Annotated in this window: 24 protein-coding genes and 1 pseudogene; 11 read left to right on the top strand and 14 right to left on the bottom strand. The window is 70.3% G+C overall.

The window, feature by feature from the left end; translation table 11 throughout:
* The first annotated feature begins 485 nt into the window (after positions 1 to 485).
* The 3 genes from ACIQBL_RS22320 (at position 486) to ACIQBL_RS22330 (ending at position 3,605) form a co-directional block, all read left to right on the top strand.
* On the top strand, positions 486 to 1,184 hold the full coding sequence (locus ACIQBL_RS22320; protein ID WP_401944346.1) for a type 1 glutamine amidotransferase domain-containing protein: 699 nt from the start codon (positions 486 to 488) through the stop codon (positions 1,182 to 1,184).
* Positions 1,185 to 1,366: 182 nt separating this feature from the next.
* A complete protein-coding gene (gene thrS, locus ACIQBL_RS22325; RefSeq protein ID WP_401944348.1) occupies positions 1,367 to 2,602 on the top strand; it encodes a threonine--tRNA ligase in 1,236 nt (411 codons plus the stop codon).
* Between the two features lie 43 nt (positions 2,603 to 2,645).
* A complete protein-coding gene (locus ACIQBL_RS22330) occupies positions 2,646 to 3,605 on the top strand; it encodes a nucleoside hydrolase (protein ID WP_401944350.1) in 960 nt (319 codons plus the stop codon).
* A 62-nt stretch (positions 3,606 to 3,667) separates the two neighbouring features.
* Here ACIQBL_RS22330 and ACIQBL_RS22335 read toward each other — a convergent pair whose 3' ends face one another.
* A complete protein-coding gene (locus ACIQBL_RS22335) occupies positions 3,668 to 4,621 on the bottom strand; it encodes an LAETG motif-containing sortase-dependent surface protein (RefSeq protein ID WP_401944351.1) in 954 nt (317 codons plus the stop codon).
* 118 nt (positions 4,622 to 4,739) lie between these two features.
* On the opposite strand from ACIQBL_RS22335, the gene ACIQBL_RS22340 reads away from it, so the two are divergent.
* The gene (locus ACIQBL_RS22340) at positions 4,740 to 6,455 is read left to right on the top strand and encodes a glycoside hydrolase family 13 protein (protein ID WP_401944353.1); all 1,716 of its coding nucleotides are present in this window, start codon (positions 4,740 to 4,742) and stop codon (positions 6,453 to 6,455) included.
* 28 nt (positions 6,456 to 6,483) lie between these two features.
* Here ACIQBL_RS22340 and ACIQBL_RS22345 read toward each other — a convergent pair whose 3' ends face one another.
* From ACIQBL_RS22345 to ACIQBL_RS22365, 5 genes are all read right to left on the bottom strand, one after another.
* Positions 6,484 to 7,218, bottom strand: a complete 735-nt coding sequence (locus ACIQBL_RS22345; RefSeq protein WP_401945061.1) for a DUF4142 domain-containing protein — start codon at positions 7,216 to 7,218, stop codon at positions 6,484 to 6,486.
* 182 nt (positions 7,219 to 7,400) lie between these two features.
* Positions 7,401 to 7,874 carry a carboxymuconolactone decarboxylase family protein gene (locus ACIQBL_RS22350; protein ID WP_401944354.1) on the bottom strand — a complete coding sequence of 158 codons (474 nt, stop codon included), beginning with the start codon at positions 7,872 to 7,874 and terminating at the stop codon, positions 7,401 to 7,403.
* Positions 7,875 to 7,976: 102 nt separating this feature from the next.
* Positions 7,977 to 8,237, bottom strand: coding sequence for a DUF397 domain-containing protein (locus tag ACIQBL_RS22355; protein WP_401944356.1), 261 nt, complete (start codon positions 8,235 to 8,237; stop codon positions 7,977 to 7,979).
* Between the two features lie 22 nt (positions 8,238 to 8,259).
* The gene (locus ACIQBL_RS22360; RefSeq protein WP_401944358.1) at positions 8,260 to 8,460 is read right to left on the bottom strand and encodes a DUF397 domain-containing protein; all 201 of its coding nucleotides are present in this window, start codon (positions 8,458 to 8,460) and stop codon (positions 8,260 to 8,262) included.
* 8 nt (positions 8,461 to 8,468) lie between these two features.
* A complete protein-coding gene (locus ACIQBL_RS22365) occupies positions 8,469 to 9,320 on the bottom strand; it encodes a helix-turn-helix domain-containing protein (protein ID WP_401944360.1) in 852 nt (283 codons plus the stop codon).
* Between the two features lie 227 nt (positions 9,321 to 9,547).
* Between ACIQBL_RS22365 and ACIQBL_RS22370 the strand changes: the two are divergent.
* From ACIQBL_RS22370 to ACIQBL_RS22380, 3 genes and pseudogenes are all read left to right on the top strand, one after another.
* Positions 9,548 to 9,966 (top strand): annotated as a pseudogene (locus ACIQBL_RS22370) (ATP-binding protein).
* Between the two features lie 80 nt (positions 9,967 to 10,046).
* Positions 10,047 to 10,964, top strand: coding sequence for a hypothetical protein (locus ACIQBL_RS22375; protein WP_401944362.1), 918 nt, complete (start codon positions 10,047 to 10,049; stop codon positions 10,962 to 10,964).
* Between the two features lie 117 nt (positions 10,965 to 11,081).
* Complete coding sequence (locus tag ACIQBL_RS22380) at positions 11,082 to 11,780, top strand: DUF6445 family protein (RefSeq protein ID WP_401944364.1); 699 nt, start codon at positions 11,082 to 11,084, stop codon at positions 11,778 to 11,780.
* 48 nt (positions 11,781 to 11,828) lie between these two features.
* On the opposite strand, the gene ACIQBL_RS22385 is transcribed toward ACIQBL_RS22380, so the two are convergent.
* Positions 11,829 to 12,314 (bottom strand): hypothetical protein, encoded by a 486-nt coding sequence (locus ACIQBL_RS22385; RefSeq protein ID WP_401944366.1) that lies wholly within the window; start codon positions 12,312 to 12,314, stop codon positions 11,829 to 11,831.
* A 184-nt stretch (positions 12,315 to 12,498) separates the two neighbouring features.
* Between ACIQBL_RS22385 and ACIQBL_RS22390 the strand changes: the two genes are divergently transcribed.
* The 3 genes from ACIQBL_RS22390 to ACIQBL_RS22400 all read left to right on the top strand — a co-directional run bounded on the left by ACIQBL_RS22390 (position 12,499) and on the right by ACIQBL_RS22400 (position 15,144).
* Complete coding sequence (locus ACIQBL_RS22390; RefSeq protein ID WP_401944368.1) at positions 12,499 to 13,023, top strand: hypothetical protein; 525 nt, start codon at positions 12,499 to 12,501, stop codon at positions 13,021 to 13,023.
* Between the two features lie 256 nt (positions 13,024 to 13,279).
* On the top strand, positions 13,280 to 14,029 hold the full coding sequence (locus ACIQBL_RS22395; RefSeq protein WP_401944370.1) for a response regulator transcription factor: 750 nt from the start codon (positions 13,280 to 13,282) through the stop codon (positions 14,027 to 14,029).
* A gap of 2 nt (positions 14,030 to 14,031) precedes the next feature.
* Positions 14,032 to 15,144 carry a sensor histidine kinase gene (locus ACIQBL_RS22400; RefSeq protein WP_401944372.1) on the top strand — a complete coding sequence of 371 codons (1,113 nt, stop codon included), beginning with the start codon at positions 14,032 to 14,034 and terminating at the stop codon, positions 15,142 to 15,144.
* A gap of 41 nt (positions 15,145 to 15,185) precedes the next feature.
* On the opposite strand, the gene ACIQBL_RS22405 is transcribed toward ACIQBL_RS22400, so the two are convergent.
* Both ACIQBL_RS22405 and ACIQBL_RS22410 read right to left on the bottom strand, forming a co-directional pair.
* On the bottom strand, positions 15,186 to 15,560 hold the full coding sequence (locus ACIQBL_RS22405) for a DUF6479 family protein (protein ID WP_401944374.1): 375 nt from the start codon (positions 15,558 to 15,560) through the stop codon (positions 15,186 to 15,188).
* A gap of 24 nt (positions 15,561 to 15,584) precedes the next feature.
* Positions 15,585 to 17,120 (bottom strand): FAD-dependent monooxygenase, encoded by a 1,536-nt coding sequence (locus ACIQBL_RS22410; protein WP_401944376.1) that lies wholly within the window; start codon positions 17,118 to 17,120, stop codon positions 15,585 to 15,587.
* 149 nt (positions 17,121 to 17,269) lie between these two features.
* Between ACIQBL_RS22410 and ACIQBL_RS22415 the strand changes: the two genes are divergently transcribed.
* On the top strand, positions 17,270 to 17,914 hold the full coding sequence (locus ACIQBL_RS22415; RefSeq protein WP_401944378.1) for a TetR/AcrR family transcriptional regulator: 645 nt from the start codon (positions 17,270 to 17,272) through the stop codon (positions 17,912 to 17,914).
* Positions 17,915 to 18,000: 86 nt separating this feature from the next.
* Here the strand turns inward: ACIQBL_RS22415 and ACIQBL_RS22420 are convergent, their stop codons facing one another.
* The 5 genes from ACIQBL_RS22420 to ACIQBL_RS22440 all read right to left on the bottom strand — a co-directional run bounded on the left by ACIQBL_RS22420 (position 18,001) and on the right by ACIQBL_RS22440 (position 25,113).
* A complete protein-coding gene (locus ACIQBL_RS22420; RefSeq protein WP_401944380.1) occupies positions 18,001 to 19,941 on the bottom strand; it encodes a YncE family protein in 1,941 nt (646 codons plus the stop codon).
* Between the two features lie 221 nt (positions 19,942 to 20,162).
* Entirely contained in the window at positions 20,163 to 21,044 is an 882-nt protein-coding gene (locus tag ACIQBL_RS22425) for a calcium-binding protein (RefSeq protein WP_401944382.1), read from the bottom strand.
* Positions 21,045 to 21,244: 200 nt separating this feature from the next.
* Positions 21,245 to 22,069, bottom strand: coding sequence for a phosphate ABC transporter ATP-binding protein (locus ACIQBL_RS22430; RefSeq protein ID WP_401944383.1), 825 nt, complete (start codon positions 22,067 to 22,069; stop codon positions 21,245 to 21,247).
* 16 nt (positions 22,070 to 22,085) lie between these two features.
* Positions 22,086 to 23,003 carry a sortase gene (locus ACIQBL_RS22435; protein WP_401944385.1) on the bottom strand — a complete coding sequence of 306 codons (918 nt, stop codon included), beginning with the start codon at positions 23,001 to 23,003 and terminating at the stop codon, positions 22,086 to 22,088.
* A 115-nt stretch (positions 23,004 to 23,118) separates the two neighbouring features.
* Positions 23,119 to 25,113 carry an Ig-like domain repeat protein gene (locus ACIQBL_RS22440; RefSeq protein ID WP_401944387.1) on the bottom strand — a complete coding sequence of 665 codons (1,995 nt, stop codon included), beginning with the start codon at positions 25,111 to 25,113 and terminating at the stop codon, positions 23,119 to 23,121.
* Between the last annotated feature and the right edge of the window lie 36 nt (positions 25,114 to 25,149).

Here is a 25,149-nt window from a genome sequence, read left to right on the forward strand (position 1 = left end):
GGTCCGTCCGGGTGAGAGACGGCTCCGCGCCGGGGCGGCCGGGTGCGCCGGGGAAAGTGGGAGCCGGGTGCCACAGGGAAACCAGGGGCCGGGCATCACGGGGAAACCCGGGCCGGGTGTCCCGGGAAACCGAGGGCCGAGTGTCGTCGGCAATCCCGGAGCCGGGCGGCACAGGGAAACCTGGAGCCGGGGGTCATGGGGAAATCAGGAACCGGACGTCATGGGAAACCAGGGGCCGGGTGCCATGGCCCAACCAGCAACCGGACGCCGTAGGCAAACCCGGAGCCGGACGCCACGGCCAAACCAGGAACCGGGAGCCACGAGGAAACCCGTAGCCCAACGTCACCGCGAAACCAGAAACCCCGGGCCCCCGGAAACCAGTAGCCCCCCGGGAAACCAACGGCACGCACTCGATCCGGCATTGGCCCCCCGCCCCCGTCCCGCCTACTGTCGAGAGCAGTTCACCGACCCCCTGGAGACCCCCCATGTCGAAGATCCTCTTCGTGCTGACCGGTGCCGATCACCTCACCCTGGCCGACGGCACCCGGCACCCCACCGGCTACTGGGCCGAGGAGGCAGTCACCCCGTACGAGGCGTTCAAGGCGGCCGGGCACGAGGTCGTCGTCGCGACGCCCGGCGGTGTCGTACCGCCCGTGGACCGGGGCAGCCTCGCCCCCGACTACAACGGCGGCCAGGAGAACGCCGACCGGGTAGCGGGCGTCCTCGCGTCGAGCGCCGAGTTCCAGCACCCGGTCAAGCTGAGCGAGGTCGACCTCGCCGACTACGCCGCCGTCTACTACCCCGGCGGCCACGGCCCGATGGAGGACCTCGCCGTGGACGCCGACTCCGGCCGGCTCCTCACCCTGGCCCTGGCCTCCGGCAAGCCGCTCGGCGTGGTCTGCCACGGGCCGGCCGCGCTGCTCCCGGCGACCAAGGAGGACGGTACGAACGCCTTCGCCGGACGTCGGCTCACCGGGTTCACCAACGCGGAGGAGACCCAGGCCGGCCTCGCCGACAAGGTGCTGTGGCTGGTCCAGGACCGGCTCGTGGAACTCGGCGCCGACTTCGTGGAGGGCGAGCCGTGGGCCCCGCACGTCGTGGTCGACGGCAACCTCGTCACCGGCCAGAACCCGGCGTCCTCCGCCCCGGTCGCCGACGAGCTGCTCAAGAAGCTGAGCGCCTGAAAATCCGTGGCCGAGTCCGTCGTACGACTGCTACAGTCCGCCGCATGAAGCGCGCCAAGCCGTTCCCGTCCGCCTGGACGACGACGCCGGAGACTGTCCCGGCGCGCTGACTGCTGACCCAAGTCGAAGCCCCGGGGCGAGTGCCCCGGGGCTTCGTCACGTGGTGCTCGCCTCTCGGCCCTTTGTCCCGCGAGGAGTTCACCATGTACGACCACCGACGTCTCGGCCGCGAACTCGGCCTCTTCGACACCGACCCCCTGATGGGCGCGGGACTGCCGTACTGGCTGCCCGACGGCGCGACCGTGCGGCACGAACTGGAGGAGTACGTAAGGGGGTTGGAGTGCGCGGCCGGTTACCGGCACGTGTACTCGCCCGTCCTCGGCAAGCGCGAGCTGTACGAGATCTCCGGGCACTGGTCGCACTACAGCGACGACATGTTCCCGCCGATGGAACTGGGCGCGGAGGAGGTCGTCCTGCGCCCCAGTCTCTGTCCCCATCACGCCCTCATCTACCGTTCCCGGTCCCACAGTTATCGCGAACTGCCTCTCCGTATCGCCGAGTTGGGCGGCATGTACCGTTCCGAACTCTCCGGTGTCCTCGGCGGACTGACCCGCGTCCGTGCCATCCAGCTCAACGACGCCCACATCTTCTGCACCCTGGACCAGGCCGTCGAGGAGGCCCGCGCCGCCCTCGCCCTCATCGCCCGCGCCTACGCCGACCTCGGCATCCGTGCCTCCCGTTATCGGCTCTCCCTCCCGGGCGAGGGCGGCAAGTACGTTGCGGATCCCGCTCTTTGGCGCCGGGCGACCGAGATGCTGAGGGAGGTGCTGGACGGCTCAGGCGTCGTGTACGAGTCCGCCGAGGGCGAAGCCGCCTTCTACGGCCCGAAGATCGACGTCCAGATCGCGGACGCGGCCGGCCGCGAGGCCACCCTCTCCACCGTCCAGATCGACTTCCACCAGCCCGAACGCTTCGACCTGCACTACATCGGCGCCGACGGCGCGAAACACCGGCCCGTGATGGTGCACCGCAGTGTCATCGGCAGTGTGGAACGGGCGGTGGCGCACCTCGTGGAGGAGCACGGCGGGGCGTTCCCGGCGTGGCTGGCGCCGGTGCAGCTGGTCGTCCTCCCGGTGTCGGAGGCGCAGGAGCGGCAGGCCTACGACCTCGCCGAGCAGGCCCGCGCCCAGGGGCTGCGTGCCGAGGTGTCCGCCGAGGGCAGCCTCGGCGCCCGGGTCCGGGCGGCGCGACTCGTCCCGTACCAGGCGGTGATCGGCGAACGGGAGGCCGGCGCCGGCCTGGTCGCCGTACGCCTGCGGGACGGCCGCCGCGTCGAGCCGTTGCCGCCCGCCGAACTCCTGCACCGCGTCGGCGCCCGGGTCGAGGCGCGCGGCGCCGAACTGTGGGCGGATGCGTAAGGTCACCCTTGATCCGCCGAACCGCCTGTGAGAGGAGTCTGCCGTGACCGGTCAGCCCATCCCCGTGATCATCGACTGCGACACGGGGGTCGACGACGCCCTGGCGCTGCTGTTCGCCGTCCGCCACCCGGGCCTGGACCTGCGCGCGGTCACCTGTGTCGCCGGGAACACGGACGTCGACCAGGTCGTACGGAACACGCTGATCGTCCTGGACCACGCCGGTGCCGGTGACATCCCGGTCGCGCGCGGCGCCGCCCGGCCGCTGATCGAACCGGCCCGCTCGGCCGCGCACGTCCACGGGCAGGACGGCATGGGGGACATGGGGCTGCCGGACTCCACCCGTACGCCTGTCGGCGTGGACGCGGTGACCCTGCTGCGCCGCGAGATCCTCGCCTCGCCGCGCCCGGTCACCCTCATCCCGACCGCACCGCTGACCAACATCGCGCTGCTCCTGCGCACGTACCCCGAGGTCACCCGCAACATCGAGCGGATCGTGTTCATGGGCGGCGCGGTGGCGGTCGGGAACGCCACGCCGGTCGCGGAGTTCAACGTATGGCACGACCCGGAGGCCGCCGCGATCCTGCTCACCGCCGGGGTGCCGATCACGATGTACGGCCTTGACGTGTTCGAACGGGTCCAGGTCCCCGCCGCCGACGTCCAGCGTCTACGGCAGAGCACGGAGCCGCGCCTGAAGCTGGCCGGCGACCTCCTCGCCCACCGCGACCCGGCCGCCTCCGGCGACCCCACCCCCACCGGCGGCCTCGGCGACGCGGGCGCGGTCTGCGCGGTCGCCGACCCGGGCGGCCTCACCACCCGCCTCCTGCCGGTCGAGGTCTCCCTCGCCCCCGGCCCGTCCCGCGGCCAGACCATCGTCGACCGCCGCCCCCGCCACGGCGAGTCCGAGATCCACGACGGCGCGCGCGAACAGGCCCTGGTGGACGTGGGGTTGGACGTGGATGTGGAGCGGTACGTGAAGCTGTGGCTGGGGACGGTGGAGGGGTGAGAGACGGACGCCGGGCCGGGATCTCCTCCCGGTCCGGCGTCTTGTTCTTGTCCTGCCGTCGGCTACGAGTGCGAAGCCCGCCGGCGTCGCGTCGCCACCACGATCGCCGCGCCGCCCGCGAGCAGCGCCGCCGCGCCGCCGACGATCGCGCCCGTGTTGCCGCCGCCGCCGGTCTCCGCGAGGTCGCCGCCGCCACCGTTGGGCGAGGGTGCCGCCGGGGCGCTGCTGGAGCCGGAGGTGACCGGGGTCGGGTTGTCGGACGGCGTGGTCGACTCGGAGGCGCTCGGGGTCGGGGTCGGGGTGGAGGACCCGGAGGCGGGCGGGGTGGACGTCGACGCCGGCGGGGGGACCGATGCCGGGGTGGACGGGGTCGGGGACGGCGACTCGGTGGTCGTGCAGTCCTTCGTGCCGCCGTTCCAGGCGGCGATCAGCTTGTCCTTGATGACCGGGTGGTCGGGGCCCTTGGGCAGGTCGCCGTGGACGAAGCCGTCGCCGGCGGCGGGGTTGCCGTCGAACTTGACCGCGCCCCGGTAGAGGTCGATCTGCGCGAAGCAGCCCTCGTCCGGCACCGAGATGTCGAGCGAGTCGGTCTGGCCCTTCTTCACGGTCACCGTGTCGAAGTCGACGAAGACCTGCTTGCCCGAGGTGGCGAAGGTCGGGCCGTGGGCGGTGTACGAGGCCAGCGAGGCGGTGCAGGTGGAGGCGTCACCGATGGTGCGGACCTTGATGTGGACCTTGCCGTCGTCGGTGGGCTTCAGGTTCTGGTCGTCGACCTTGACGGAGGGGAAGAAGTCCGTGCCGTTCAGCGAGAACTGGCAGCCCTCGGTCTCGGTGACCGTACCGGCGCCCGAGCCGGGCCGGTAGTGGCCACCGGACTCCCAGCCGTCACCGCCGTCGCCGTGGCCGCCGGTGGCCCAGGCGCCGGACGCGGCGCCGACGGAGGCGGCGGCGAGGGCGAGGGAGGCGGCGCCCGTCCCCAACAGGCGACGCACGGTGACACGACTCGCTATGGACATACTGATCCCATCTGGCATGTGCAAGGAGTGGAGGAGCGCGTAAGCGCGGGAGCGAAGGAACACCGGGCCCATTGGTCACATGCGCCACAGCGTGTGCACATCGTGGGTCCACCGGAAGATGACTGTCAACTTGCCTCGGAGCAGAGGGAATTCACCAGGAGACCACGTGCCCGACCTGTCCTCCCGTGACCCGAACTGGTGGCGTCAAGCCGTCGTCTACCAGGTCTATCCGCGCAGTTTCGCCGACGCCGACGGTGACGGGCTCGGCGACCTCAGGGGCATCACCGAGCGCCTCGGCCACCTCGCCACGCTGGGCGTCGACGCCCTCTGGCTCAGCCCCTTCTACCCCTCCGAACTCGCCGACGGCGGCTACGACGTCGCCGACCACCGTGACGTCGACCCACGCCTGGGCACCCTCGACGACTTCGACGCGATGGTCGCCGAGGCCCACCGGCTGGGCCTGAAGGTCATGGTCGACATCGTGCCCAACCACACCTCGCGGCTGCACAGTTGGTTCCAGGAGGCGCTGGCCGCTCCGCCCGGTTCCGCTGCCCGCGACCGGTACGTGTTCCGCGACGGGCGCGGCGAGAACGGCCAACTCCCGCCCACCGACTGGCAGTCGGTCTTCGGCGGCAGCGCGTGGGAACAACTCCCCGACGGCCAGTGGTACTTGCACCTCTTCACCCCCGAACAGCCCGACCTGGACTGGGACAACGAGGAGGTCCGCGCCGACTTCCGCACCACCCTCCGCTTCTGGTCCGACCGGGGCGTCGACGGCTTCCGCGTCGACGTGGCCCACGCGCTGGTAAAGGACCTCAGCGAGCCCCTGCGCGACATCGGCCCCCTCGCGGCGAACTCGGAGGCCGTCCTCGACTCCCTCCCGCCCGGCAGCCACCCCTACTACGACCGCGACGAGGTCCACGAGATCTACCGCGACTGGCGGCGCACGGTCTTCGACACCTACACCCCGCCCCGCATGGCGGTCGCCGAGGCCTGGGTACCGTCCGCCCGCCGCGCCCTCTACGCCCGCCCCGACGAACTCGGCCAGGCCTTCAACTTCGAGTACCTGGAGGCAGGTTGGGACGCGGGCGAACTGCGCGAGGTGATCACCACCTCGCTCGCGACGGCCCACGCGGCAGGCGCCTCCGCCACCTGGGTGCTGTCCAACCACGACGTCGTACGCCACGCCTCCCGCCTGATGCTCCCTCCGGGCACCGACCCCGACAGCTGGCTCCTCTCCGACGGCCGCACCCCGCCCGTCGACCCGGCGGCCGGCCTGCGCAGGGCCCGTGCCGCGACGCTGCTGATGCTGGCGCTGCCCGGTTCGTCGTACGTCTACCAGGGCGAGGAACTCGGCCTCCCCGAGGTCGCCGACCTGCCCGTCGAGGTCCTCCAGGACCCCATCTGGGAACAACAGGGCCACACCCACAAGGGCCGCGACGGCTGCCGGGTACCGCTCCCGTGGACGAGGACCGGCCCGTCGTACGGCTTCGGGCCGGGCGGGGCGTGGCTGCCGCAGCCGGCGAGCTTCGCGTCGTACGCCGTGGAGGCACAGGACGGGACGGACGGCTCGACCCTGGAGTTCTACCGCACCGCGCTGCGCCTGCGCCGCAAGCTGCTCGACGGGGAGTCGCTGACCTGGGCAGCGGACAGCCCGCCCGGTGTGCTGCACTTCGCGCGTTCCGACGGCTGGCGGTGTGTCACCAACCTGTCGGACGTGCCGGTCGCCCTGCCGCCGGGGGAAGTGCTGCTGAGCAGCGAACCGGCGGCGGGCGACAGGCAGTTGGGACCAGGAGCACTGGCACCGGATACGACGGTGTGGCTGGGCCTGTAGCGGGGGTTCGGCCGGTCTCGGCCGACACTCAGCCGACGGTCGGGGTCCCGGTGTTGCCGGAGGGTGACTCGCCCGGCAGGACCGGCGGTTGGGTGGTGCTGTTCACCGGCGGGGTGAGCACCACCTCCGGCTGGCCCGCGGCCGGGGGCGGCGGGGTCAGGTCCGTGGCCGGGAGCTTCGGCGGGGTCGTCTCCTGGAAGAGGACCTGGCTGAAGTTGACCAGTCCGGTCTGTTCCATCACCGTGATGTGGTCAAGGACGGTCGCGTTGGCCTGGTCGGCCAGGGCCCGCACCAGGGTGTTCTCGGTCGTGGAGCGGATCTTCGCGATCGTGTTGAAGATCGAACCGTGCGTGACGCGCAGGATGTTGGCGAAGTCCGTGTCGAACTGCTTGCCGCTGTCCGCGTTCAGCGTGTTGATGAAGCCCTGCTGCTGCGGGCTGGGCTGGTTCGGGATCGTGATGTTGAGCATCGGGGCGATCTTGCGGACGGTGGAGTCCAGCGCCGCGTGTCCGTCGATGAGGTGCTTGCTCGCGGTGATGACCGCCGGGCTCGCCCCCTTCTTCAGGCCGATCTGGCCGACGGGGTACTCCCACAGCCCGGCCGCGCGCACCTTGACCACGAAGTCGCGGTCCGATTCGGTCAGCGGCCCCCACTGTGTGTTGGCGATGACACGTGTGGGCGCGCTGGAGACCGTGTTGACACCCAGCATCGCCGGATAGGCGAGTGCGACGAGGGTCAGGCTGAGGGCACCGCCGACAACCATCGTTCCCGTCGCGTTCCGCGAAAAGCGCACCGTACCTCCTGTGTCGTGGACCGCCCGTCAGCGGTACGGACAGTCAGGAATACGGATCGGGGGAGCGCGCAGAGTCTTTTGTTTTGGTAAAGCCCGAGTGGGGCGCGTCACAAGTGAGGGGTGGGGCCTCCGGTTGGCGCCCGCACTGCGAACTACGTGAACTGGCCCGGCTGGTAGTCGCCTGCGGGCATCGTGAGCATGACGTTCATGCGGTTGAAGCTGTTGATGAGGGCGATCAGCGAGACCAGGGCCATGAGCTGTTCCTCGTCGTAGTACTTGGCCGCGTTCGCCCACACCTCGTCCGAGACCCCGCCCGCCGCGTCCGCGATCCGGGTGCCCTCCTCCGCCAACTCCAGCGCGGCGCGCTCCGCGTCGCTGAACACGATGGCCTCACGCCACACCGCGACGAGATTGAGCCGCACCGAGGTCTCCCCGGCGGCGGTCGCGTCCTTGGTGTGCATGTCGGTGCAGAACCCGCACCCGTTGATCTGACTCGCCCGGATCTTCACGAGTTCCTGCGTGGCGGCGGGGAGGGGTGAGTCCTCGATGACCTTGCCCGCGGCGACGAAGTGCTTCAGGGCCTTGCCGGCGACGGGACTGGCGAAGGCGTTCAGTCGGGCACCCATGGGGGCTCCTTTGTTCTGTCGTGTTCTGTGTCGTGGCTGGTGCGTACACAGTTCTGACGGAACGGCCCGGTATGGATGTGACAGGGGTGGGTGTGGCGTGGGTCACGCGGCTTGGGGGAGGGTGCCGGTGCGTATCGCTTGGAGGAGGTGGGCGAGGGAGACGGGGCTCGTGGTGAGTTCGGTGGTGGGGGTGTCGGATTCGCGGAGGTGGATCACGCCAGGGAGGGCTGCACCGAGTTCGACGCACTCGTTGCCTTCGGCCCCTCCCGAAAATGACGACTTCTGCCAGCCGATTTCCACGCAGTCGTTGCCCTCGCCGCCTCCGGAGAAGGATGACTTCTGCCAGTTGAGGGTGCGGTTCATGGTGTGCCTCGCAGCTCCTTTGTCAGGGGCGGGATTGGAGGGTGCCGGTGTGTATCGCCTGGAGGAGCTGGGCGAGGGGGTTGGGGCTGGTGGTGAGTTCGGTGGTGGGGGTGTCGCTTTCGCGGAGGCGAATTGTCGTGCGGGTCGCGGTCAGTTCGACGCAGGCGTTGCCCTCGCCGCCGCCGGAGAAGGAAGACTTCTGCCAGTTGTCGGGGATGGCCATCGTTTGCCTCACAGTTCCTTGGTCAACTGATGGACTACGTCACGCGACCGGTCGGGGTCGAGCGACACCGCTTTCACTTTACGGAAGAGCCTTCGAAAGTGGTCCAGTTGGGCCGTGGAGTCGATGAACGTGGTGCCGTGCGGTGCATCGCGTACGACCGTGTCGAGGAGGGGCACCGCACCTCCCGCGTACACCATCGTGCTTCCGGCGCCGGCGAAGTCGTCGAGGCTGAACGGGATGACGCGCACGGTGATGTGATCCGTATCCGACAGCTCCAGGACGCGGGTCAGCTGATTTCGGAAAGCCGTCCGGCCGCCAACTCTGATGCGGAGGGCCGCTTCGTGGATCACCGTCTCGTAGGGAGTGGGTCGGGGATCTTCGATGATTAGGCGCCGGCGCATGCGGTGGTTCACGCAGGCGTCGAGCTCGCTCTCGGGGAGGTCGGGTGTGGTGAACGAGAAGAGCGCCCGGGCGTAGTCCTCAGTCTGGAGAAGTCCCGGAATATGGAGGAAGTCCACGTCCCACCGGTAGGTGGCGTAGTGCTCCAGTTCGGCCAGGTCGAGGAAAGGCGTGGGCAGTAGACCCCGGTACTCCTCCCACCAGCCGTGTGTCCGGTCGGTCGCCATGGCTACCAGTTCATCGATCAACTCGCTGTCCGTACACGAGTAGTGAGCGGCCAGGCGTCGTACACGCTCCTCGCTCACCCCCGCTGTGCCGAACTCGATCTGGCTGATCTGAGCAGAGTCCGTTCCGAGCAGGGCCGCAGCGTCACGCCCTTTGATCCCTGCGGCCTCGCGCAGTTTCCGCAGCTCCGCGCCCAGCCGCTCTTGACGCGCCGTGGGCTGCTTCCTGCGCGCCATGTCGTTCCTCCTCGTACGCAACTGCGCTACAGCAGCGCCTCGTTCGAGGGGCAGATTACGGCAACGACTTGCGCGGTACCAAATTGTGGCCCTACCGTCAGTGATGCGCCGCGCACACTGCGAAACCCCGGGTGACCGGAAGCGCACCGCTCCGTCCTGCCAAGACGGCTGCGGCACTGCCACCGCCCCCGCACATCAACTCCCCTCCACCCGAACGGAGTTCACGCATGCCCGAAACCGAGTACCTGGCCCCCTGGGAGTACTCCCTCCACATCCCCAGGACCCCCGCGCCGTCACCGTCAGCCGCCGCACCCTCCGCCTGATCCTCACGATGCACGGACTGATCGGCCTGGTCGACACCGCCGAACTCCTCGCAACGGAGCTGGTGAGCAACGCCGTACGCCACACGGACGGTCCCGCCGCGCTGCGTGTCTCCTGGTCGCCAAGCACTCTCCGTATCGGCGCCTGGGACGCGAACCCCGAACCCCCTGAACCCCCAAGCGAGTTGACCGCGATCACCGACCTGGAGGACGGACGCGGTCTCGCCCTCGTCAAGGCCTGCGCCGATCTCTGGGGCTGGCAGCCGCTGTCCAGGAACGGCAGGAAGGGCAAGTACGTATGGTGCGAACTCGGCGGCGCGGCCTGAACGTTCCTCCGCCCCTCGAAAGAGTGAACGTCCCCGAATCGGCCGGACAGCTCGGCCCTTGATCCACCTAGGTTGCGCACATGGTCACATCAGCTCACGAGGGCATGCACCGCATCTTCCAGGAGCGGCCCGAGATCCTGACGCCCGTCTTCGGCGTACTCGGCATCGCGTTACCCGAGAAGGCGGCGGTGTACGCGATCACCCCCGACGTGACGGAGACCCGGCCGATCGCACGGCACATCGACACGGCGCTGCGGGTGTGCCCGTCGGACGGCGAGGACTTCCTGCTCGCCGTCGAGTCGCAGGAACGGCGGGACGACAGGAAGGAGTTGAGCTGGCCGTACTACGTCGCCTACCTCCAGTCGAAGTACAAACTGCCGGTCCTGCTGCTCGTGCTCTGCCGCGACCGGGCCACGGCCAAGTGGGCAGCCGGGCCGTTCGACTGCGGTACACGCGGCTGGACGGTCCAGCGAACGTTCCCCCTCGTCGTCGGACCGGACAACCTCCCGATGATCACGGACGCGAGGACCGCGGCCAGGAATCCCGCGATGGCCGCGTTCTCCGCCCTGACACACGCCAACAACCGCGACTGCGACGCCATACTGGACGCACTGGACCACGCCCTGACGGGCGTGGACACAGAGGCCTCCGACTACATCTACCAATTCCTGGACGTCACCCTCGGGGAGACCCCCGCCGGAGACAAATGGAGGAGCATCATGGGCTTCGTCAACTACTTCCCCGGCCGAGGTCACCTCATGGAGAGGGCCTACCTCGAAGGTGAGGCCAAGGGCGAGGTCAAGGGAATCCTCCGCGTCCTGGAGGTCCGTGGTGTGCCCGTCTCCGACGACACCCGCGAGCGCATCACCACCTGCACCGACCTCGACCGCCTCAACGACTGGCTCGACCGCGCCGGTACGGTCGACCACGCGGAGGACCTGTTCGCCGGCGAGGCCGACGAGGCCGACGGCTCGGAGGGCTCCCCGGAGTCGGTCTGACGGCCTGACGCCTGACGCCCTGACGCCCTGACCTTGAACGTCAACAACCCTACGTTGACGGAATGTTGACCGATGTATGGCACAGCATTGGTGAACCCCCGCTATACGTTCGGCCCCATGCCACCACTCCCCCCACACCCCCAGCAGCGGGCCCGCCAGGCCCCCCTCCCCGTTCTCCCGTACCGCAAGCCCACCAAGGGCCGCGACTACTGGGTGCTGAACGACGTCCTGCCCGACGTGGACGCCGTACGGGAGCGGTGTCTCGCGAAGGACGACTGGGTGAAGGGGTATCCGTACACGTCGGAGAGCTGGCCGGGGCTGCGTACCATGCCGGGGCTGGAGCCGTCCGAGTTGGGGCGGATCGAGCGGCTGGTCAAACAGGCCACCGGGGCCAAGGAGTTGTGGGTGCAGAAGGCGCCCGGGGGCGGGACGCTCAACCACAACTGCATTCAGGTCGTGGGCGAGGGCGAGAGTGAACCCCGCCCGCACACCGACTCGCGCGCGCTGTGCCGGTACGCCGCCGTGCTGTATCTCAACCCCTCCGTGCCGAAGGACTGCGGCACCAGTTTCTACCGGCAGCATCTGCCGGGCGGACGGCTCGGCGGCAACGTCGTGCAGGCTCCGCACAACAACCTCGTCGACGCCCTGGGTACGCGCTTCGTCGCGCCCGACGCCTTTGAGGAGGACGTGCGCGTGCCGCACAGGTACAACAGCCTGCTGCTCTACCACGCCAACCTCGTGCACAGCGCGACCAGTTACCACGGCAGCACGCTGGAGGAGAAGCGGATGACCGCCGTCTTCTTCTGGATGGCCTGATCAAGTCACCTTGGAGAAAGGGGACTTGCGGGCCCTTCCGGGTTTCCGTCAGTACCGCAGGGCCGCCCCGACGTCCGCCCGCACCCCGCCCGACAGGTCGCGGTTGCTGCGGGCCGTCGCCGTAGCGGACTTGCCGGCCGGGACGTCGGAGACGGTGACGACCACCGTGTCGAGCAGATTGCCGCCCTTGTCCTTGAACTCGACCTGTACGGCGAAGGACCTGGCCGAGCCGGCGCTGTTGTCGACGGTGACCTCGACGGTGCTGCGCCCGGCCGAGTCGGTGGCAGGCGTGCCGAGTTTCACGGCGTCCTTGGCGTCGACGCCGTTCTTCACCTCGTCGAGCCTGCGGCCGGCCTCGGCGGTCGCCGACGCGATCGCACCCGTGGCCTGCGCGCCGATGGACGCGGCGGCGGACGCGGCCTTGCCGGCGACGGAGGAAGGGCTGTTGTCGCCGGAACAACCGGTCAGGCCCAGCAGCGCTACGCCCGCTGTCAGCGCCACGGCGCCCCTCCAGCGCGTCCGGTACCCGGCCATGTCGCCTCCGTGAGTCGGTGCTGCCCTGGGCTGTCCCTCCAGTGAAGGTCCGATGCCGGACGCCCGCATGCCGGCGTCACCCGGACGGCGTAACCCCCCTGGTGGAGGACGTGTCACCGCCGGATGGTCGAAGCACCAAGGCAGCGAAGGCAGACCGCAGACCACAGAGAGGTGGGGCACGGCCATGACGCAGCAGCCGCACTCGACACAGCAGCCGCACTCGACGTCCACCGGCGGCGAGGAGAAGCCCCCGGCCTGGAACGAATCCGGCCGCGCCGCCCCTGGCACGCGGGGCTACGGCGCGCCCCCGTCCGGCGGTGGTCTGGCGGTCGGCGGTGCCGTGTTCGCCGGTGTCCTGATGCTGATGAACGGCGTCATCGCCATCCTCCAGGGCATCTCCGCACTCGCCAAGGACGACGTGTACACCCGCGTCGGCGACTACGTGTACAGCATCAACCTCACCGGCTGGGGCGTCATCCTCCTCTGCGTCGGCGCCGTCGGCGCGGTCACCGGCTGGGGCATCCTCCGGGGCATGAGCTGGGCCCGCGTCTGCGGCATCGTCCTCGCGAGCCTCAGCGCGATCCTCCAGTTCATGTTCCTGCCGTACGCCCCGATCTGGTCGGTCATCATGATCGCGGTCGACGTGTTCGTGATCTGGGCACTGGCGGTGTACGACCCGGAGGCTTCGATGTCCGGGGCGAGGCGGTAGAGCGCCGCGTACGCGCGTCATCGCCCCCGCGCCCGTCCATAGCCGTCACGGCCCGTTTCCGGTCGCGGCGGCGGTGGACGGGTGCGCTGTGATTTCCGCAGGTTCAAGGTTCAGGTTCTTCTGGGTTTCTCTTCGGTCGTCAGGTTGGTCCGCGGACGGTTCCGCCGAAGCCGCTGGATCTTACGGAACGCGGACGTCTGACCGCCGGAGTCCTCGTCGGGTCACATCGAGGCGGGTGCGGTGCGACGCTGGCCGTATGCAGCAGTCGTACGAGAAGGTCGGGGCAGTGGAGGGGGCCGTCGGGGCCCGGGTGCTGGTCGTGGACGACGATCCGACCGTCGCCGAAGTGGTGTCCGGGTATCTCGACCGGGCCGGGTATGTCGTGGAGCGGGCCGGGGACGGGCCGGAGGCGCTTGCGCGGGCCGATGCGCACTGGCCCGATCTGGTGGTGCTCGATCTGATGCTGCCGGGGATGGACGGTCTGGAGGTGTGCCGGCGGATGCGCGGGCGCGGGCCCGTGCCGGTGATCATGCTGACCGCCCGTGGGGACGAGGACGACCGGATCCTGGGGCTGGAGGTCGGCGCCGACGACTACGTCACCAAGCCGTTCAGCCCGCGGGAGCTGGTGCTGCGGGTGGAGTCGGTGTTGCGGCGGTCCCGGTCGCCCGTGGGGTCCCCGACCCCGCTCGCGGCCGGTGGGCTGGCCGTCGACCCCGGCGCCCGGCGTGCCACCAAGGACGGTGCCGAACTCGCCCTCACCCACCGGGAGTTCGACCTCCTCACCTTCTTCCTCCGGCATCCGGGGCGGGTGTACGCGCGGGAGGATCTGATGCGCGAGGTGTGGGGGTGGGACTTCGGTGATCTGTCGACCGTCACCGTGCATGTGCGGCGGCTGCGCGGCAAGGTCGAGGACGATCCGGGGCGGCCTCGGCTCATCCAGACGGTGTGGGGAGTGGGATATCGGTTTGAACCGGCCCAGGTCGCCGGCCCTTCGGCGGAGGGCTGATCATGCGGGACATGCTGCTCATCGCCCTGTTCGCCTTTCTCGGGGCCGCCGCGGCGGGGGTGGTCGGTGCGGGGGCGTTGTGGTTGCTGCGCCGGCGGTCGCTCACCGCGTCCGTGTTCGTGGTCGCCGTCGTCGCCGTGACCGCGATGCTCGCCGGGACGCTGGCCGTGGCGCAGGCCATGTTCCTGTCCCGGCATGACCTGTCCGTGGTCACGACGGTGGTCGCGATGGCCGCCGTCGTCTCCCTCCTCACCGCGCTGCTGCTCGGCCGCTGGGTCGTCGCCCGGAGCCGTGAACTCGCCCGCGCCGCACGTGACTTCGGCGACGACGGCGACTTCTCCGCCCCGCAGCGCCCCGCCACCGCCGAACTCGCCGATCTGAGCCGCGAGTTGGCGGCCACCAGCGCCAAGCTCGCCGAATCCCGGGACCGCGAACGGGCGTTGGAGTCGTCGAGGCGTGAACTCGTCGCCTGGATCTCCCACGACCTGCGCACCCCGCTCGCCGGTCTCCGCGCGATGTCCGAGGCCCTGGAGGACGGCGTCGCCGCCGACCCCGACCGCTACCTCCGGCAGATCCGCACCGAGGTCGAGCGCCTCAACGACATGGTCGGCGACCTCTTCGAACTCTCCCGCATCCACGCCGGCGCCCTCGCCCTCACCCGCTCCCGGATGTCCCTCTACGACCTGATCGGCGACGCCCTCGCCGGCGCCGACCCGCTCGCGCGCGAGCACGGCGTACGGCTGGTCGGCGAGCTGATCGAACCGGTGCCGGTCGAGGTGGACGGCAAGGAGATGAGCCGGGTGCTGGGGAATCTGCTGGTCAACGCGATCCGGCGGACACCGGCCGACGGCACGGTCGCCGTCGCCGCCGAGCGGACCACCGAGGGTGTCGTGCTGTCGGTGACGGACGGCTGCGGCGGTATCCCGGAGGAGGATCTGCCGCGCGTCTTCGACACCGGGTGGCGCGGCACGCACGCGCGGACCCCGCCGGCCGGGGCCGGGCTGGGGCTCGCGATCGTGCGCGGCATCGTGGAGGCGCACCAGGGGCGGGCCGCCGTACGGAACGTGTCGGGCGGCTGCCGGTTCGAGGTGACGCTGCCGGCGGCGGAGGTCTGACCCAACCCCGCGTACCCACAGGTCAGGTCACGCAGGGCACGTCACACGTGCCCGATGCCGCCCCCGCCGAAGGAACCGCTCCTTCCCGGCAGCCAGCGGTGTCGGCTCTGGTCCTTTCCCGTTCTGCTTCCGGAGTGGTGGAGCTGGTACGGCATCAGCCGCTCCTTCTCCTCCGAGGCGACGGGCATCTCGTCGGGCTCCCGCATCTCGCTCATCTCGTGGATCGCGCCGGTGGCGGGGAGGTGGGGCTGCTCCTCGGGGAGCGGCCGGGGAAGTTCCTGGTCACGGACCTTCATACCGAAATGTATGGCCCAGACCAGCGCGCCTGCGATCACCAGGCCACCGAGAAAGGCCGCGGCCACGTTGAGGCTGTTGTGCGACGACGCGGCCAGTAGTTCATACGCTGCCGTGCTCATACTCCGAGTATCACTCCTCATCCATCAATGCGGCCATATCTGAACATTCCTTCCCAGGTAGGCCGCTACCTCCGCGGGGTCGGTGGTGAGCAGTCCTATGTGGTTGTCGGGGCGGACCAGGACGAGGGCCGGTCCGGTGACGCCGTACGCCCGCCGGGCATGCCCCTCGTGGTCGCGCAGGCCTTCCTCGTCGCCGTCCACCGTGCACGCCTGCACCAGGCCCTCGTATGCGGCCCCCAACTTGCCCACCGCGCCCGCGACTTCGGTGCCGAAGCCGAGCAGGGTGAAGCGTGGGTCGGCGTACACCTGGAAGAGCCGGACGCGCCGGCCGGAGGCGTCCAGGCAGGGGGCGTCGGGCGCGCGGTCGCCGGGGCGCAGGACGTCGGGGTCACCGGTGCCGCCGGGGGTGGAAGGGGTGGCCAGGGAACTCCAGCGGTAACCCGTGCCCATCGGGGGCGGGGCGGCGGCCTCGACGCCGGTGCCCGGTTCCTTGACCGCTTCCCGCACTCGGGCGTACAGATCGGTGGAGATGCCCAGGGTCCAGGCGGCCACCGGGAGGCGCTCCTCCTCGTAGGTGTCCAGGAGGCCGGGGCCTGCCTGCCCGGCGGTCGCGAGGGCGAGTTTCCAGCCCAGGTTGTAGGCGTCCTGGATACCGGTGTTCATGCCGAGTCCGCCCGCGATCGGGTGGACGTGGGCGGCGTCCCCGGCCAGGAAGACCCGGCCGGCGCGCATCCGGTCGACCATGCGGACGTTGACCCGCCAGACGGAGAGCCAGGTCGGGTCGGTCAGCGTGATGCCGGGCACGCGCGCGTGCCGGTCGAAGATCCGCTGGAAACTCTCCAGTGTCGGCGGCAACGGCTCGCCGCTCGCGTCGAGTTCGGGACCGGCCTGGAACTGGAAGGAGTCCGTGCCGGGCACGGGGCACAGCATCACGCCCCCGTCCGGCGTGAACCACTGGTGCCAGACGTCCCGGCTGATCCCCTCGGCCCGCACGTCCCCGACGACCATCGACTGCGCCTCGTCGGCCGTACCGTCGAAGCGCACCCCCATCGCCCCGCGCACCCGGCTGCGCCCGCCGTCGCAGCCGACGAGATGGCCGGCCCTGATCCGATCGCCCCCGGCGAGGACGGCCGTGACACCGTCCGCGTCCTGCTCGAATCCCGTGACCTCCGTGCCGGGTTGGACGGTGACCCCCAGCTCCGCGAGCCGCTCGCGCAGGATCTCCTCCACCTGCCACTGCCCTATGAGGACCCCTCGCTCGTACGGCGCGTCGGGTGTGGGGAGCGCGTCCGCGAACGGGTCCGTGTCGTTCACATGCGTGCCGTCGAAGTACTTGCGGAACGGCAGGCGGGTCGTCCCGGTGGCGAGGGCGCGCTCGGCGACACCGAGGTCCTCCAGGACCTCCAGGGTGCGCGGCTGCAGGCCCTTGCCCCGGGATTCCCGGTGCGGGGTCCGGGCCGCGTCCACGATCCGCACCCCCGCACCGCGCCGGGCCAGCTCGATGGCGAGCGTGAGGCCGGTCGGCCCCGCGCCCACGATCAGGACGTCGTCGTCGCTCATGGCGGTCTCCTCGTCTTCGTCGCAACCAGTCACAGTCAGTGAACACCGGACGAAGAGAAAATGCAACCAGGTCTCAGAAGATTTCCAGCATCATTCAATCCCCGGCCTCATCCAATCCCGAGTCTCACTCGCCTGGTACAGTGATCGGCATGGACGAACCCGCCGGTCTGCGCGAGCGCAAGAAGGAACGCACGCGGAACCTCATCGCGCAGGAAGCCCTGCGCCTGTTCCGCGAGAAGGGTTTCGACGAGGTGTCCGTCGTCGAGGTCGCGGCGGCGGCCGAGGTCTCCAAGGCCACGCTGTTCCGGTACTTCCCGACCAAGGAGGACCTGGTCCTGCACCGCTTCGCCGACCACCTCGGCGAAGCGGCCCGGGTCGTCGGCGACCGCCCTCCCGGGCAGACCCCCACGGCCGCCCTGCGCGCCCACTTCCTGGCCCGCCTCGCCGCCCGCGACCCGATCACCGGGCTGAACGACCATCCCGACGTGCTCGGTTTCATGGACCTGCTGTACGGCACACCGAGCCTGAGGACCGGCCTGGTGCAGCGCTACACAGGCCAGGAGATCGACGCGCTCGCCGGCGCCCTCCCCGCCTCCGGGGACTCCACCCCGTTCACCCGCCGCCTGGCCGCGACCCACCTGATCGCCGCACAGCAGGAACTCGCCCTGGAGAACTGGCGGACCATGGCCTCCGGCCGCACCGCCGACGAGGCGTACGCCGCTGCCGTCACAGCCGCTGAGCAGGCGTACGCGCAGCTCATGACGGGACTGGACACGGCGTTCCCGCCGACGTGAACAGCCCCGCCCGAGGACCCGTGGTCGTCGTGGCGGGGCTGCACTCGCGCCTGCTGAGCAGGCGCGAACCGGGCGTCGGCTGGGCGCTAGTTGGAGAAGTAGAGGTACTTCCAGTCGCTGTACGTCGTCGAGTTGACGTTGTCACCGGACGAACCGTTGATGTACGCGGCCCGGACGCGGGCCTTGATGCCGGACTGGCCGGGGGCGCCGAGGTTCACGGAGACCTTGCCGCTCGTGCCCAGGCCGAAGTACTCCGAGTCGGAGTCGTACCACGTGCCGTTGTAGTAGACCTGCAGGTCGAGCCGCTCCTGGCGGTTCTGGTAGTAGGTCATCGTCGTGGTGACGATCGGCGCCGAGTTCTTGTGGAACCAGTAGTACGACGTCGAGCCGATCTTCGCCTTCTTGTAGTGCTTGGTGATCGCGGTGGAGACCTTGACCCTGGCGTACGCCGTGACCTTCACCGTCTTGGACGCGTAGCGGGCGTCACCGGCGAAGACCGCGCTGACGGCGGTGTCGCGGGTCATGTCCACGGTGACGGTGATGTTGCCGCTGGAGTTGACCTTGCCGGTCTTGACCAGCTTCTTCGGCTTGTCGCCGCCGAAGGGGTCCGAGTAGATCGCGACCGTGCGGTTCTTGTACGTCTTGCCGAGGTGCGCGGTGAACTTCACGTCGGCGCCGTACCCGTACAGCTTGCCGTTGTTGTTCAGGCTCAGGGCCGTGCCCGCGCGGGACACGGCGACCTTGTCGGAGGCGCTGACCGCAGCGTGCCCGGCGTCGCCCGCGTAGCTCACCTTGTACGTGACCGTGCCGCCGGCCGGCGGGGTGTCCGTGAAGGAGTAGGTGCCGTTCGCCTTCACCGTGACGGCGGGCAGCGCCTTGCCCTTCGGGGACTCCAGGTCGGTGCGCGTGACCTGGAGCTTCGCTCCGGCGGGCAGCGCGATCGTCGCGGAGAGCTTGCCGGTGACGGTGAGCTTCTTGGCGCGGGTGGCGGAGGAGGGGGCGTTGACCGTGAGGGTCGGGAGGTTCTTCTCCGGGTCGGTCAGCGACTTGAGCGTGTAGCCGCCGCCGGACTTCCCGACGAGGGCGAAGACGCGCGAGTTGTCCGGGGCCCAGGTCAGGTCGGCCGTGCCGTAGACGCCGATGTCGTAGCTGCGGATGGGCTTGGTGGCGTTCGGCTGGTAGGTCGCGATCGTGCTGCCGTTGGCCTGCGCGAGCGTGCCGTCCTGGGCGATGTCGGCCTGCTGGGCGGCGGGGTAGGAGCCGGCCGCGGTGAACCCGCCGTCCGCGTAGGCGTCCCGCAGATAGCCGTTGACCAGCACCTGAGCGGTGCCGGGCACCACGTCGATGTCGCCGATGCCGCTGTTCAGCGTGTAGTCGCCCTGGTAGAAGGAGACCTTCTGCGGGGTACCGGTCGAAACGTCCAGGACGGCCATCGAGTCCGAGGACAGGCCGGTCTCGCCGAGGGCGAGCACACCGGGCGTGGACGGGTCGGCGTCGAGGAGGCCCGGGTCGTTGATCGAGACGCCGTCGGGCTTCTGGCCGAGCGTCACCGGGTCGGTGCCACTCGCCGGGTCCACGGCCGGGTCGACCGAGCCGACGTTGCTGTCCCACTGGTCGCCGTAGGTGAACCAGAGCCTGCCCGCGGTGAAGGCGACATGGCGCGGGCCCACGCCGGTGGCGACCGGATAGCGGGCCTTGACGTCGAGCGTGGCCGCGTCGATCGCCACGATCTCGTGGCTGCCCTGCGCCGCCGCGTACACGGTGGCCCCGTCGTCGGACACGGCCAGGTCGGAGACCCCGCTGATGCCGCCGACCGAGGCGAGGACGTTGCCCGAGTAGTCGGTGGCCGCGACCGTACCGGCCGAACTGTCGCCCACGAACACCCTCTTGAGGGCGCCGTCCGCGACCAGCCCGCCGGCCGAGGTGACGTTGGCGGTCGCCGCCGAGGCCGTACCCGTCGCTACGACGCTGAGCGCCGCCGAACCGAAAAGGACCGCGAGCGCCGTCGCGGTCGAGATGCTGCGCATCCGCACCTGCTGTTCCCCCCACAAGGAAAACCGGTCCAGGGACCGGGAGTCGATAGCGCCGCGCAACACCCGGACGTGACCGCGGATGAGAGACGCGGTGACGCGCGGGGCGCGGCTGCCGAGTGCAGCGTATGGCATGCCTGTGACAGGTGGGAAAGGGGTTTGCCGTGCGTGGCCGCTGCCGGGAGGGTGCGGTACCTCCCGGCAGGCGCCGTCCCGCGTCAGTTCTGGTGGACGGCGTTCCGGCCCGGGCCGCCGGACAGGGTGTCGTTGCCGGTGCCGCCCCACAGGGTGTCGTTGCCGGAGTTGCCGTAGATGGTGTCGGCGCCCGCGTTGCCGTAGAGGACGTCGTTGCCGGTGCCGCCGTAGATGGTGTCGTTGCCGGCGCCGCCGCTGATCCTGTCGTTGCCGGGGCCGCCGGTCAGGCTCTGGTTTCCCGCGCCGGCGGTGATGACGTCGTTGCCGGGGCCGCCGTCGGCCGCGTCGCCCACGGTGGTGATGGTGTCGTTGCCGTTGCCGCCCTGGGCGATGGTCCCGATGCCGGCGTGGATGGTGTCGTCGCCGTTCTCCCCCCAGCCGATCGAGTACGCGCCGAGGGTGAGGGTGTCGTTGCCGGTGCCGCCCGAGACGTAGTTGCCGTCGACCCTGCCGTCGTCGGTGGACTTGTCGTTGCCGGCGCCCAGGTCGATCGAGGCGAAGTAGTACACCTGGCCGGTCTTGTTGTGGTAGCTGAGGGTGTCGTTGCCGTCGCCGAGCTTCACTTCCAGGGTGGGGTACGGGTCCTGGCTGTCGTAGGTGGGGACCGTGCAGGTGACCTTGGTGTGGTCCGCGGCGGTGACGTACGCGCAGCCGGCGCCCGGCTTGATCGTGACGACGTCGTCGATGACGTAGGTGATGGTCGAGAGGTCGGTCGTCGACGCGGTCACGACCGCCTTGTTGGTCTGGCCGGCGGCGGCCGTGTACAGGACCTCGTTGTCGCCGTTGGCGAGCGCGGCGGTGGCCGGGGCCGTGGCCGCGCCCGCCGGGCCGGCGAGGAACAGCGGTGCGGCCAGGCCGGCGCCGAGGGCCAGGACCATGAGGCGACCGGGAGAACGAGAGGACATCGCACAACCTCCGTGGAACGTATGGGGAGTTGGCGGAAACCGAGGAGTTCGGGTTCCGGCACAGCGTCTGACCGTCCCCCTGGGGGCTTGGTTGTGCGTCCTCGCGCACGCGTGCCATATCACCGCGAACTGTCAGCCGTGATTCAACGCGAATTCATCAACTGGCCCGCCGATCCACCACAACCCCCGCTACGTGAGGCTCAGCCGAAGCGGCCCGCCACGTAGTCCGCCGTGCGCTGGTCCTGGGGGGAGCCGAAGACGTCGTCGGTGGCGCCGGCCTCCACGATCCCGCCGGGGGTGCCCTGTTCGGCGAGGAAGAACGCGCACTGCTGGGAGACGCGGGCGGCCTGCTGCATGTTGTGGGTGACGATCACCACGGTGACCTGTCCGGCCAGTTCGTGGATGGTCTCCTCGACCCGGCGGGTGGAGGTGGGGTCGAGCGCCGAGCAGGGTTCGTCCATGAGCAGGACCCGGGGGCGTACGGCGAGCGCGCGGGCGATGCACAGGCGCTGCTGCTGGCCGCCGGACAGGGCGCCGCCGGGCTGCCGCAGCCGGTCGCGGACCTCCTTCCACAGGCCCGCGCGGGACAGGGACTCCTCGACCAGCTCGTCCTTCTCGCGGCGGCCCACCCGCGTGCCGGTCAGGCGCAGACCGGCCACCACGTTGTCGTAGATCGACATCGCGGGGAACGGGTTCGGCTTCTGGAAGACCATGCCGATACGGCGGCGGGCGTCGGTCAGCCGCCACGAGGCGTCGTAGATGTCCTCGCCCTCGAAGAGCACCTCGCCGCCGAAGGCCGCCGACGGGATCAGCTCGTGCATGCGGTTGAGGGTGCGCAGGAACGTCGACTTGCCGCAGCCGGACGGGCCGATGAGGGCGCTGACCTGGCCCGCGGGCATGGTCAGCGACACCTGGCCGAGCACCTGGTGGGTGCCGAACCAGGCCGAGACGGCGCGGGCTTCGAGGGTCGCGGGGGCGGCCGTCGGGTCGACGACGGGCAGAACGGCGGTGTCGGTCACGGTCATGTCTGGTTCCCTCGGTTCACAGCAGGTTCGGCAGCAGTTCGGTGGTGCGCGTGGCGACCTGGAGGCCCAGGACCGCGACGAGCGGGGCGAAGACGATCCACGTCTGGTGACGGCCCCAGCGGTGCCAGGCCCATACGGCGGCTACGGCGGCCAGCAGCAGCGCCTGGAGCCACATCACCAGGGGCCACGGGACGCCGTCGGGGCGGGCGAGGGGTTCCTCGGAGCCGGGCAGGGTACCGGAGCGGATCACCGCCGCCGGGGTCTGGAAGGCGGTCGAGATCAGGTCGGCGTCGACGCGGAGGACGCCGGAGGGCATGTAGTGCGGGCCGGTGGCGGTGACCAGGACCAGCCGACCCTTGCCGGAGGCGAGGGCGGCGGGTGCCGGGTCGCCGGCCCGGCGGACGTCGGCGACCTGGTACGTCGCCTTGCCCTGGCCGGTGGTCACGGAGAACGTGACGCCCGCGCGCAGCTCGGCCAGCCGCCCGAACGGGCCGCCGTAGGCCGCCGCGCGGCCCATCAGCACGCTGGTGCCGGACTGGCCGGGCAGCGGGGTGTCACGGCGGTGGCCGGGGCCGTCGGTCAGGACGGTGGAGTCGGTGCCCTCCAGGACGACCTGGCTCAGGCCCAGGGCCGGGATGTCGATCAGGGCGACCGGGGTGCCGGGCGCGAGGAGTCTGCCCTGCTGGTCGGTCTGGGACACCGGGGCGGTGCCCAGGGCGAGTTGACCCCGCAGCTCGTCGAACGAGGCGTGCTGCGCGGAGTGTTCCTGCGCGCCGCTGAACACGAGCAGCTGCGCGGTGATGCCGAGCAGGAGGGCGGCGAGGCTGAGCAGCCCGCCGCGGGCGAGGTGGCGGACGGCGGTGACGCCGCGCACGTTCCGGACGAGCGTGCGCGGCACGGCCGGAGCGGGCCTGACGGGGGTGGCGACGGTCACGGCGGCCCGCCTCCTTTGCTGTCGTCGTCGTAGGGGCCGCCGGGGAGACGGTGAGGTCTCCCCGGCCGCAGGTCGGTCAAACGGTCAGGCGGTCAAGCGGTCAACTGGGGCTGGATCAGGTGGACTTGATGACGAAGTTGGCACCGGACTTGGTGTTCACCGTCGTCGAGCCCGCGTAGTAGGCGTGCAGGGTGTGTGTGCCCTTGGCGAGCTTCGGCAGGGTGATGGTGACCTTGCCGGCGCTCAGGGTGCCGGTGGCGAGGAGCTTGGTGCCCTCGTAGATCCGCACGGTGCCGGCCGGCGTGGTGCCGGTCGCGGTGACCTTGACGGTGACCTTCGCGCGGGCCGTGTGGCCGATCGAGGCGGGCGCGGTCTTGGTGACCGTCGGGGTCGCCTTGGTGATCTTCAGGGAGACGGCCGCGGAGGAGGCGTTGAGCTTGCTCGCCCCGGCGTAGGAGACGGTCAGGTTGTGCGTGGCGACCGTGAGGTGGTTCGACACGTTGACGGTGACCTTGCCGGCGCTGTTCAGCGTGCCGGTGCCGACGACCGTCGAGCCGTCCTTGACGGTGACCTTGCCGCTGGGGACGACACCGTGCGAGCCGGTGACGGTGACCGCGACCTTCGGGGTCGTGCCGTACGCGGTGGTGGCGGTGGTCGCCTTGGTGGTGCTCGCGTACTTGACGGCGCCGGTCCAACTGGCCGCGGCGCCCAGGCCGTTGACGTTGTTGGCGGTGACCGTGGCGGTGTAGGTGCCGGTCGCGAGACCGGTGAAGGAGTACGACGTGGTGGAGGTCGCGACGTCCTTGCTCGCGACGACGGCGCCGTCCGCGTCGAAGAGCGTGATCCGGTAGTCGGTGACCGGCATGGCCGGGACGGTGCTGTTCGGGGTCCAGCTGAGCCGGAGGCTCGCGTCGCCGAGCGTGGACTTCAGGGCGGGCGCGTTCGGCGTGTGGACGTCGAACGTGTTGCCCTCCTCCAGGCCGCCGAGCTTGGCGTGCTTGGTGAGGGAGACGGAGCCGTTGTAGGACTCGTTGACGAAGCCGAACTTGGCGATGACGGACTCGGCGGCGTCCGACGCCAGCTGCGCGGTGTGGCTGCCGCTGGTGACGAAGACGTCGTACAGGTCCTTGTCGTAGAAGATGCTGGTCGGGTCGATCGCCCGGCTCGGCACGACGTTGTAGACGTCACGGCCGAACGTCGAGTTCTCGTAGTAGGCGTTGACCGGGGTCAGCTTGCCGTTCACCGTGGTGACCGGGCTGGTGGCACCGTCGTCGCCGGGCAGCTGCACGGAGGCCAGGTGAGCGCCGGCGGCTGCCGCCGTCTTGCTGTAGTCGGGGGAGACGCCGTTGTTCTGGGCGATCCAGGAACCGACGGAGAACGGGACGAGCGCGCCGTCCTCGGTGAGGACCGAGTCGGCCTGGTTCTCCTGGACGACGGTGACGCTCGCGGCGACGGCGTCGTTGGTCACGCCGATCGCGTTCAGGAAGAACTTGCGGGTGCCGGAGCTCAGTTGCGGGATCCTCGGGTGCACGGTCTGGCCGTTCACCTCGGTCAGCGAACCGGTGTAGATGTCGTGCAGCTGCTTCACGGTCAGGGTGTCCAGGGCCGAGCCCTTGACCGCGACGCCGACCGCGTCACGCGCCATCGGGATGTAGGTGAGCGCGGTGCCGGAGTTGGAGGGACCGCCGGAGGAGCGGGCGAAGTCGACCTGGCCCTTGACCGAGGCACCGGAGGAGTCCAGGTCGCCGGTGAGCGACTGGCTCAGGGCGGTGCGGCCGGCGCCGGAGCCGTTCGGGCGCAGGAAGGTCGTGCCGCCGGTACGGGTGGTGATCTTCGTGCCGGTGGCACCGGTGCCCGGCTCGATCGCGTCGTAGGACGCGATGCCCGCGCCGTTCACCGACTTCACGCCGGTGGTGGCGTAGCTGGTGCCGTTGACGGTGTCACCGGCCAGGGCGTTGGTGACGTCCTGGGTGGTGTCCGAGCCGACACCGACGAGCTGGCGGAAGGTTCCGGCGGGGGTGGGGTCGGCGGACGCCGGGCTCGCCAGAGCCAGCGTGCCGGACACCACGGCGGCGGCGACCATGGCCGCCGAGAGGCGCGTTCTGCGCATTGCGGTTCTCCAGAAGGTGTGCGAGGTGACGTGCCA

Source organism: Streptomyces sp. NPDC088350 (genome assembly GCF_044753545.1).
Classification (GTDB): domain Bacteria; phylum Actinomycetota; class Actinomycetes; order Streptomycetales; family Streptomycetaceae; genus Streptomyces.